The sequence below is a fragment of the Streptomyces palmae genome, from assembly GCF_004684805.1.
GTDB classification, from domain to species: domain Bacteria; phylum Actinomycetota; class Actinomycetes; order Streptomycetales; family Streptomycetaceae; genus Streptomyces; species Streptomyces palmae.
Window position 1 is genome coordinate 1 of sequence record NZ_SRID01000265.1, and the last position, 9,855, is coordinate 9,855.

The following is a 9,855-nucleotide window of genomic DNA, read 5'->3' on the forward strand; positions in this document are numbered from 1 at the left end:
GGCCGGAAGGGGTCGCGGGGTGCCCAGGGCGGTGGGCTGAACCAGGCCTTGCGGTGGTCCGGTGCCAGGGACCCGTCCGGTGCGATCAGAAGGGTCTCGTAGGTCCCGTCGTTCCCCAGCACCGGTACGCCGCCGAAGGCCCCGTACCGGTAGTGGACGAGGCTGCCGGGGCGGTACCGCCGGTCCGAGAGGATGCCGGGTCCGGGGAGGCCGGAGGTGGCCCGGTGCAGTGCCTCGGCCAGTTCGCGGAGCCGGTCCTCGTCGCACTCGGGGTAGACGGTGAGGAACTTCCCGCCGCTGCCGCGGTCGGCGTGCCGCGAGACCAGCTCGCGCACCCCGTCCACGGTCGCGGCGAACTTGAAGGCGAAGCGGTGCCGGATCAGGATGTCGGCGGCCCGGGTCAGGACGTACGGCGCGGACAGCGGTGTGGCGGACAGGTGCAGCTTCCACCCCTGGGTGCGCAGCGGGCGGCCCGCGGGGGTCACCCGGCACCAGAATCCGCTGCCGGTGCTCATCCGCCAGCGGGTGCCCTCGCCGCGGTGGTCGAGCCGCGCCCGCACGATGTCGGGAGCAACCGGCCGAGGCCGGTCCCGTCGGAACGGTCCGAGGAGTCCACGGTCCCCTCCCCCGGTCAGAGGCGGGGCGCCGGGTAGGCGGGGCGGCGCTCGATGCGCGCCAGGTCCTCCGGTGCGGCGAAGCGCAGGTCCAGGGCGCGGGTGGCCTCCGCCCAGCCGGCCATGGTCCGTACCGGGGCGAGTGTCTCGACGACGTAGGGGTCGCTCCAGCGGGCGACCGCGCGCCGCCACAGCTCGGCGGGCGGGTCCGTCAGCAGGCTGCCCACCGTGCCCTCGTAGATCGGCATGGCGCGCACCGCTCCGTCGGGCTCCACCTGGAGGGCGTGGAAGCCGCCGCCCTCGGCGATGGCGACCTCGTACATCCACAGGAAGGCGTTGTCCGTGGTGCGTACGGCGAGGGTGTCGGGTACGAGGGTCTGCAGCCGGGCGGCGAGTTCGCCCTCGGCCAGCTCCCTGGCCTGTGCGTCGGAGACGAGCTCGTGCCGCTGGAATCCGGCGCGGCTGGCCAGCCCGGCGGGCACCGCCGCCCCGAAGAAGACGAACCCCAGCTCCGGGAAGCGCTCCGCGACGGTGGTGCACAGCCGGTCCATCTGCGGGTAGTTGGCGCGTACCACGACGTAGTCGATGCCGAGCCAGAGGTCCGCCTGCCGTGTCCCGCGGCGCTGGCGGGCCTCCTCGTGCAGCAGGCCGAGGGCCCGCAGGGCGCGGTCGTAGGAGCCGGCCCGGCCGCGGATGGTGTCGTGCGTCAGCGGGGTGCCGCCGTCGACGCTGACGCTGACCCGGGAGAACAGTCGGGCGATGGGCTCGGTCATCCACGGCTGGAGTGACCAGCCGCTGGTGTAGAGGATGACCTCGATACCGGCCCGTGCCAGCCGTTCCGCGACGTCGAACACCCCTTTGACCAGGAGGGGTTCGCCGCCCGCCAGCGCGATGCTGTCGGGCCCGAGCTCGATGAGCCCGTCGGCGACCCGCAGCATCCCGTCGAGGTCGAGCTGCCTGGCCGGACGCCGTCCGGACTCGGAGTAGCAGTGCACGCAGCGCAGCGGACAGGTGTAGGTGATGTCCCAGACGATTTGCGCAGGACCGTTGCGGGTCATGCGTCCCCCCGGACTGTTGTGTGGCCGATGTGTGACCGAACAGGCAAACCGAGAATAAGGACGGACCTTCACATTCCACTCGGGATGGTCACCGAATGGCCGATTCCGCCATCTTCTGCGGCCATTTTGCCCCTCTTCACACAAGAGCGGCACAGTGTGCACGCCCATGAAGCACGGGATGGGCCCATTCCCCCGTCGTACCTGTGGCCGATGCGAGGACCCGCCGCTACCGTGGCTCCGCTTCGTCGATGCGTCCCAGGACTCGGGCAGGGTGACGTGAGGATCTCACTGCGTGCGATATGCCGGCTGATCGTGTTGTGCCTGGTGCTGACCGGCACCACCGGATACGGCGCGGCCGCCGCTCCCCCTCCCCCCGGGTCCGCCGCACCCGCGGCACGGCAGGGGGCGGCCGCCTCGTGGACCGCGCCGCTGTCCACCCGGGGCCGGTACATCGTGGACGCGGAGGGTCGGCGGTTCCGGCTGCGGGCCGGCAACTGGGACGGGGCGCAGGGGTCCTGGGACGGCTCGGGTGATGCGGGTGACCCGGCCAACCACCACAGCGGCCAGGACTCCCACGGCATTCCGATCGGCCTGGACCGCGTTCCGCTCCCCGCCCTGCTGGCGGACTTCCACCGGCTGGGCCTCAACACCATCCGGCTGCCGTTCTCCAACGAGATGATCCACAGCACCGACCCGGTGCCCGCGGCCGCGGTGGCGGCCAATCCCCGGCTGCTCGGCAGGACGCCCTTGGAGGTGTTCGACGCGGTGGTGGCGGCCCTGACCGAGGACGGCTTCGCCGTCATCCTGAACAACCACACCAACACCAGCCGCTGGTGCTGCGGGATCGACGGCAACGAACGCTGGAACAGCTCCCAGAGCACCGGGCAGTGGGCCGACGACTGGGTCTTCATGGCCCGCCGCTACCGGGACGACGACCGCGTGGTGGGCGCCGACCTCTACAACGAGGTGCGCCGCGATGTGCTGGACGACCCCAACTGGGGCCTGGGCGACGGCCACGACTGGTACGCCGCGGCCGAGCAGGCGGCGGACCGCATCCACACCGAGGCCGATCCGGAGCTGCTGGTCGTCATCGAGGGCATCAACTGGACCGGCGTGCCAGTGGACGGACTGCCGCACGGCCGCCCGGTGCTCGCCCCGGTGCGTACCCTCTCCCACACCCTGCTGGTCTCCGGAAAGCTGGTCTACTCGGCCCACTTCTACGGCTACACCGGCCCCCGGCACACCGGGGCCACCGGGGTGGGCGAGACCAGCGACCCGCGCTACCAGGACCTGACCCGCGACCAGCTGTACGCGGCGCTGCGCGACGAGGCGCTGTACGTGGCCGACGAGTCCGGGCGGCACTTCACCGCGCCGGTGTGGGTCAGCGAGTTCGGCATCGGCGCCGGGGAGACGGGGGCGGCCGCCCGTACCTGGTTCGACAACCTCACGGCCTATCTGGCCGCCAAGGACACGGACTTCGCGTACTGGCCGCTGGTGGGCTGGAGCACCGACCCCCAGGGGCGGCCGGCCGGGGACGACTGGGCCCTGCTGCGCTACGACGCCGCCGGCCGGCGCACCGGCATCCTGGACGGCGCGGACTGGCGGGCAGAGGCCTGGAACCGGATGCTCGCCGCGCCGGAGCGGACCGGGCCGGTGCCCGCGGTGGACGCCTGGCACATGCTCACCACCGACCACGCGGACGCCATCCGGTCACTGCGCACCCGGGCCGCGGGCGACTGGGACAGCGGGGCCCGCAAGGCGGTCTGCCCGGACGGCGAACGCCTGCTGGGCGTCAGCCACACCCAGGGCCGCGGGCTGTGCACCGACACGGGAACCGGAGGCGACCTGCGCTCCGCCGGCGAGGGCCAGAGCGTGGTGCGCGACGAGCGATACGTGCCCGCGGACGGCGACTGGGCCACCGGCTACCGCAAACTCCAGTGCCCGCGCGACCAGTTCCTCATCGGCTACAGCCTGCGCGGCGCCACCGTCTCCGCGGCCCTGTGCGTGCCGGCCCGCCACCCCCTGGGCACCACCGGGCGCACCGTCTGGTTCGACCGCGGCGACAACCGCCCGCCCGCCGATCCCGGTGGGGAGTTCGCCCAGGGCGCCTACAAGGGAGAGTGCGCCCCCACCGAGTACGCGGCCGGGATCGCCTTCACCACCCGCGTCGGGCACCTGGGCCAACCCGACGCGCTGCTCTGCCGCACGCTGTGAGGCACCCCTCCTGTGGCGCGGGGTGCCGACCGGCGGCTCGGGCTCAGCTGTCGAAGCCGAGGCCGAGGCGGTCGAGCGTCCTCAGCCAGAGGTTGCGCCGGCCCTGGTCGCGGTCGGCACGGGCCATGGACCACCTGGTGATCCCGATGCCGACCGAGCGGATGGGCTCGGGCGGGAAGGGCAGCGGCTTGCGGCGGACGAGCTCCAGCCCGGTGCGCTCGGTGCGCTCGCCCGCCAGCAGGTCGAGCATGACCTCGGCGCCGAACCGGGTGGCGCCGACGCCGAGGCCCGTGAAGCCGGCCGCGTAGGCGACCTTCCCCTGGTGACTGGTGTCGAAGAAGACGCAGAAGCGGGTGCTGGTGTCGATGGCTCCGCCCCAGGCATGGGTGAAGCGGAGGCCCTCCAGCTGCGGGAAGGTGGTGAAGAAGTGCCGGGCGAGGGTGGCGAAGGTCTCCGGCCGCCGGTCGTGCTCGGCGCGGACCCGGCCCCGGTAGTGGTAGACGGCGTCGTAGCCGCCCCACAGGATGCGGTTGTCGTCGGAGAGCCGGACGTAGTGGAACTGGTTGGCGCAGTCCGCGAAGCCCTGGCGCCGCCGCCAGCCGACGGAGGCGAGCTGCGCCTCGGTCAGCGGCTCGGTCATCAGCGCGTAGTCGTACACCGGCACGGTGTACGGGCGGTGGCGGCGCAGCGGTGAGGGGAAGGCGTTGGTGGCGAGCGCGACCCGCCGGGCGGCGATCCGGCCGTAGGGGGTGCGGACGGTGACCGTGGCACCGTCCCCGTGCAGGGAGGTGGCGGGCGTGTGCTCGTGGATCCGGACGCCGAGGTCCAGGCAGGCGCGTTTGAGTCCCCAGGCCAGCCGGGCCGGGTTGACCATGGCCACGTCGTCCTTGTTCCACAGGCCGCCGAGGAAGGTCGGGGAGTCGATCTCGGCGCGGACCGCCTCGGCGTCGAGCAGGACCGGCTTGCCCCCGTACCGGGCGGCGGCCTCCGCCTCCTCCCGCAGTCCCTCGACCTGGTACGGCTCGGTGGCGACGACCAGGGACCCGGTGCGCTCCCAGGAGCAGTCGATGCCGTGGCGGGCCACCGCGTCCTCCATGGCTTGGAGGTTCTCGCGGCCGAGCCGTTCGAGGAGGCCGATCTCCTCGGGCCAGCGCCGGAGCCCGTTGTGCAGGCCGTGGGTGAGGCTGGACTCGCAGAATCCGCCGTTGCGGCCGGAGGCGGCGCCCCCGACCTCGTCCGCCTCGATCAGCAGCACATCGGTGGAGGGATCGCGTTCCTTGGCCACCAGGGCGGTCCACAGTCCGCAGTAGCCGCCGCCGACGACCAGCAGGTCGCAGCCGGCGCGCCCGACGAGGGCGGCGGTGGCCCGCGGCCTGGCGGGGTCGTCGAGCCAGAACGGGGTCGGTTCGGCGTCTCGGAGCGAGGCGAGGTGGTCCATGGGGCTCCTTCGGATCGCGGAGGCGGCCCGCAGCGCGGGCCTTGCGACGTGCCGCCCATGAGACTCCGCCGGCCACGGCAAGGTCAATGGTGTTGACGTAAGCGGACACCCGCCGACCCCGGGGTGCGACCACCCGGCGCGGCGTCAGCCGCCCGGCCGCTCCTCCGCCGGCTGCCAGCGGTCGAGGATCTCGCCGGCGATCCGGGTCGCCTCGGGCTCGTAGCGCGCCGCCAGCTCCCGGAAGAGCCCCTCGGCGCGCTCGGCGGGCCACTCCTCGGGCAGGTGCTCGGCGGGCAGGTGCGGATCACGGCGCACCAGGTCGAGCCAGTCGGTGTGCAGCAGCAGTTGGCGGCCCAGGTCGTCCCGCGCCTCGGCCGGCGCGGGGCCGTCGCCCCAGCGGGCGAGGAAGGCGCGGTAGCCGGCGGCGATCGCGTCGGTGTCGAAGGCGGTCCGCAGCAGCCGGCCGGCCTCGGTGGGCGCGGCGGCCTCGCCGTGGAAGGCCCGGATGCGGTCCCCGAGCCCGAGATCCGCCACCAGGGGGGCCACGTCGATCCGGCCGGGCGCCGCCCACAGGCCGCTCTGGATCGGGCCGAAACCCGCCCAGACCAGCCGGGAGCGCAGGTCATGGCGTTCGCGGCGCCAGGATTCGGGCAGCGAGAAGCCGACCAGGGTCCAACTGCCGTCCCAGGCCCGGTTGACCGCGCCGGTGCGCCAGATCCGCCTCTCGCCGTCGGCGAGCACGGCCGCCGCGCGGTCGGTGAGCGAGAAGTACGTGCGCCGGCCCCGCCGGTGCCGCTCCAGCAGGCCGCGGCCGACCATGCGGGTCAGGGTCGAGCGGACGGCGTCCTCGCCCACCTCGACGCGGGCGAAGGCGTCGATCACGCTCGCCGAGGACAGGGCGGTGTCGGTGCCGAGGACGTGGATGCCGAAGAAGCTCAGCATCAGGGACTGGGGGCGGGGCGGGGCACCGCCGTCGGCCGCGGTTTCCGGCCGCGGCGCGGGTTCGGGATGGGTCACGGGGACAGCGTAGGCGCGGTCGACAATATTCGGCAGATCATTGACCGTCGACAGAAACATGCCTAGCTTTGGCGCTCATCGACGGGTGCCCGCCGCCTCGAGGTCCGTGCCCCGCGCCCCGATCCCGTCCGGACACCCCGCACCCCCATCCGCCTTCTGCGAAAGGACCCGCTCATGGATCTCTCCGGCAAGGCCGCCGTCGTCACGGGCAGCGGCCGCGGCCTCGGCCTCGCCTACGCCAGGGCCCTCGCCGCCGCGGGCGCCGCCGTGGTCGTCAACGACGTGGACGCCGCCGCGGCCGACGAGGCCGTCCGCCAGATCACCGCGGCCGGCGGCAGCGCCGTCGCCGAGGTGGTACCTGTCGGCTCCACCGAGGCCGCGAACGCCCTGGTCGCCCGCGCTGTCGACAGTTTCGGCCGACTCGACGTCATGGTCGCCAACGCCGGCGTACTCCGGGACAAGGTGCTGTGGAAGATGACCGACGAGGACTTCGACACCGTCGTCGAGGTGCATCTGCGCGGCACCTTCACCTGCGTACGGGCCGCCGTCGAGCGCATGCGGGCGCAGGGCGAGGGCGGCCGGATCGTGGTGGCCGGCTCCCCCGCCGGCCAGCGCGGCAACTTCGGGCAGACCAACTACGCCGCCGCCAAGGCCGGGATCGCCGCCATGGTGCGCACCTGGGCGATGGAGCTGGCGCGGGCCGGCATCACGGCCAACGCCGTCATACCGGTCGCGGCCACCGCGATGACCAGGAGCATCCCCGCCTTCGCCCCGCACGTCGAGGCGCTGGAGCAGCACGGCACGGCCCTCCCCGGCAGCCTGCGCAAGGGCGAGGGCTTCGGCACGGCCGAGGACGTCGCGGGCCTGGTGGCCTTCCTCGCCTCGGACGCCTCCGCCGACGTCACCGGGCAGTGCATCGGCATCGGCGGCGACAGGCTCGCCCTGTGGTCCCACCCGCAGGAGGTGTCGGTGGCCTACGCCGACGGGGGCTGGAGCGCCGACGCCATCGCCGACGCCTGGCCGGTGACGGTCGGCCGCACCCCGCAGACCTTCGGCATCCCGGCCCCGCGGCTGTGAGGGGCGGCACCGTGCTGAACCTGGACGAGCTCACCGCCATCGACGTCCACACCCACGCCGAGGTCTCCGCGAAGGGCGGCACCTCGCTCTCGGCCGAACTGGACGGTGCCGCCGGGGCGTACTTCAAGGCGGAGCACCGCCATCCCACCCTGCCGGAGATCGCCGCCTACTACCGGGAGCGCCGGATGGCCTGCGTGGTCTTCACGGTGGACGCCGAGTCGGCCACCGGCACCCCACCGGTGCCGAACGAGGAGATCGCCGAGGCCGCCGCGGAGAACCCGGACGTGATCATCCCGTTCGCCGGGGTGGATCCGTACAAGGGCCGGGCGGCCGTCCGCCAGTTGCGTCGGCTCTTCGGGGAGTTCGGGGTCAAGGGCGTCAAGTTCCACCCGAACCTCCAGGCCTTCCACCCCAACGACCGGATGGCGTACCCGCTGTACGAGGCCATCGAGGAGGCCGGGGCGATCGCGGTCTTCCACACCGGTCAGACCGGCATCGGCGCGGGCGCGCCCGGCGGCGGGGGCATCCGGCTCAAGTACTCCGACCCCATGGACGTGGACGATGTCGCCGCGGACTTCCCCGGCATGCGGATCATCCTCGCCCACCCGTCCTTTCCCTGGCAGGACGAGGCGCTCGCGGTGGCCACCCACAAGCCGCAGGTGTACATCGACCTGTCCGGCTGGTCCCCGAAGTACTTCCCGCCCGTGCTCGTCCGGTACGCCAACAGCCTGCTGAAGGACAAGGTGCTGTTCGGCTCCGACTATCCCCTGCTCTCGCCGGACCGCTGGCTGGCCGACTTCGCCAAGCTCCCGATCAAGGACGAGGTCCGTCCGAAGATCCTCAAGGAGAACGCCGCCGCGCTGCTCGGCCTCACCGACCGCTGAGGGGTTTCCATGCGCAACCAGGGCATCGGCTCCTGGCCCGCCCGCCGGAACCGCAGGACACCGCGGCGCACCGCGCTGCGGTACGAGGGCCGCGCCCTCGACTACGCCGCACTGCACGACCGCTGCACCCGCCTCGCGCACGTCCTGCGCGACGCCGGGGTCGGCCGCGGCGACCGGGTGGCCTTCCTCGGACCCAACCATCCCGCCTACCTCGAGACCCTCTTCGCGGCCGGGCTGCTGGGAGCGGTGTTCGTCCCGCTCAACGCACGGCTGACGGTCCCGGAACTCCTGCACCAGCTGGCCGACTCGGGCAGCGGGGTCCTGGTGCACGCCCGGCAGCCGGAGGGGCGGGTGGCGGAACTGGCGGCAGGGGCCGGACCGGCCGCGGTCCTCGCCGTCGAGGCGGGTCCCGGCCTGCCGTACGAGGAACTGCTCGCGGCGGCCGGCACCGATCCGCTCGACGAGGAGGTGGGGCACCAGGACGTCTGCCTCATCATGTACACCTCCGGCACCACCGGCCGCGCCAAGGGGGCCGTGCTCACTCACGGCAACATCCTCTGGAACAGCCTCAACGTGCTGGTCGACAGCGACCTCGCCGGTGACGAGGTGGCCCTGGTCGCCGCCCCCCTGTTCCACACCGGTGCCCTGAACATGAGCTGCCTGCCCACCCTGCTCAAGGGCGGAACGGTCCTGCTGGAGTCCTCCTTCGACCCGGGCCGCAGCCTGGAGCTGATCGAACGGCACCGGGTCAGCTGCATGTTCGGCGTGCCCACGATGTACGACGCGATGACGGCCGCGCCGGGGTGGGCGAGCGCGGACCTGTCCAGCCTGCGCATGCTGCTGTGCGGCGGCGCCCCGGTGCCCAGCCGGACCGCGCACGCCTATCTGGAGCGGGGGCTGGCCTTCGTCCAGGGGTACGGGATGACGGAGGCGGCGCCGGGGGCGCTGATCCTCGGCCGCGCCGACTCGCTCGACCACGCCGGTTCGGCGGGGGTGCCGCACTTCTTCACCGATGTGCGCGTCCTCCTGCCGTCCGGTGAGGAGGCGGCGCCGCACCAGAAGGGCGAGGTGGTCGTCGCCGGCCCCAACGTCACCCCGGGCTACTGGAACCTGCCGGAGGAGACCGCCGCCGCCTTCCTCGACGGCGGCCGGTTCCGCTCCGGCGATGTGGCCGTGGTCGACGCGGACGGCTATGTCCATCTGGTCGACCGCCTCAAGGACATGATCATCTCGGGCGGGGAGAACATCTATCCGGCCGAGGTCGAGGACGCCCTGCTGAGGCACCCCGCCGTCGCCGAGGCCGCCGTCATCGGCGTCCCCGATCCCAAGTGGGGCGAGGTGGGCCGAGCCGTCGTCGTACCGCGCCCGGGCGCCGAGGTGACCGGGGAGCAGCTGATCGCCCATCTGGAGGGCCGGCTCGCCCGCTACAAGATCCCGAAAAGCGTCGTCCTCGTCACCGAACTGCCGCGCAACGCCTCCGGAAAGCTGCTCAAGGGCCCGATCCGGGCGCGCCACGGATCCGCCCCCTGATCCCGTACCTCCCGCTCCCCGCC

The 9,855-nt window shown here is 73.2% G+C and carries 8 protein-coding genes; 4 read left to right on the plus strand and 4 right to left on the minus strand.

All coding sequences use genetic code 11. From position 1 onward, the window contains the following. Together E4099_RS23115 and E4099_RS23120 are read right to left on the minus strand one after the other, a co-directional pair. Window positions 1-515 (minus strand): class III lanthionine synthetase LanKC N-terminal domain-containing protein (locus E4099_RS23115; RefSeq protein ID WP_483414778.1); only part of this gene is annotated, 515 nt, incomplete at its 3' end. A 116-nt stretch (window positions 516-631) separates the two neighbouring features. Then, window positions 632-1,672, minus strand: a complete 1,041-nt coding sequence (locus tag E4099_RS23120; protein WP_135341037.1) for a radical SAM protein — start codon at window positions 1,670-1,672, stop codon at window positions 632-634. Window positions 1,673-1,882: 210 nt separating this feature from the next. Between E4099_RS23120 and E4099_RS23125 the strand changes: the two genes are divergently transcribed. Next, entirely contained in the window at window positions 1,883-3,886 is a 2,004-nt protein-coding gene (locus E4099_RS23125) for a glycoside hydrolase family 5 protein (protein ID WP_135341038.1), read from the plus strand. Between the two features lie 43 nt (window positions 3,887-3,929). Here E4099_RS23125 and E4099_RS23130 read toward each other — a convergent pair whose 3' ends face one another. Both E4099_RS23130 and E4099_RS23135 read right to left on the minus strand, forming a co-directional pair. Next, window positions 3,930-5,324: an NAD(P)/FAD-dependent oxidoreductase gene (locus E4099_RS23130; RefSeq protein ID WP_135341039.1), complete on the minus strand. Its 1,395-nt coding sequence runs from the start codon at window positions 5,322-5,324 to the stop codon at window positions 3,930-3,932. 144 nt (window positions 5,325-5,468) lie between these two features. Then, a complete protein-coding gene (locus E4099_RS23135; protein ID WP_245245108.1) occupies window positions 5,469-6,341 on the minus strand; it encodes a PaaX family transcriptional regulator in 873 nt (290 codons plus the stop codon). Between the two features lie 174 nt (window positions 6,342-6,515). Here E4099_RS23135 and E4099_RS23140 point away from each other — a divergent pair, with 174 nt between their 5' ends. From E4099_RS23140 to E4099_RS23150, 3 genes are read left to right on the plus strand one after another with little or no spacing between them, the layout of a single operon-like run. Continuing rightward, entirely contained in the window at window positions 6,516-7,418 is a 903-nt protein-coding gene (locus E4099_RS23140) for an SDR family oxidoreductase (protein ID WP_135341041.1), read from the plus strand. Between the two features lie 14 nt (window positions 7,419-7,432). Next, the gene (locus E4099_RS23145; protein WP_135341043.1) at window positions 7,433-8,302 is read left to right on the plus strand and encodes an amidohydrolase family protein; all 870 of its coding nucleotides are present in this window, start codon (window positions 7,433-7,435) and stop codon (window positions 8,300-8,302) included. A 9-nt stretch (window positions 8,303-8,311) separates the two neighbouring features. Then, on the plus strand, window positions 8,312-9,832 hold the full coding sequence (locus tag E4099_RS23150; protein ID WP_135341042.1) for an acyl-CoA synthetase: 1,521 nt from the start codon (window positions 8,312-8,314) through the stop codon (window positions 9,830-9,832). Window positions 9,833-9,855: the final 23 nt, after the last annotated feature.

What these genes read in the sequence shown, in the direction of transcription:
- E4099_RS23120 (WP_135341037.1), bottom strand. Translation starts at nt 1,672, where the DNA reads ATGACCCGCAACGGTCCTGCGCAAATCGTCTGGGACATCACCTACACC.
- E4099_RS23125 (WP_135341038.1), top strand. Translation starts at nt 1,883, where the DNA reads ATGCGAGGACCCGCCGCTACCGTGGCTCCGCTTCGTCGATGCGTCCCA.
- E4099_RS23130 (WP_135341039.1), bottom strand. Translation starts at nt 5,324, where the DNA reads ATGGACCACCTCGCCTCGCTCCGAGACGCCGAACCGACCCCGTTCTGG.
- E4099_RS23140 (WP_135341041.1), top strand. Translation starts at nt 6,516, where the DNA reads ATGGATCTCTCCGGCAAGGCCGCCGTCGTCACGGGCAGCGGCCGCGGC.
- E4099_RS23150 (WP_135341042.1), top strand. Translation starts at nt 8,312, where the DNA reads ATGCGCAACCAGGGCATCGGCTCCTGGCCCGCCCGCCGGAACCGCAGG.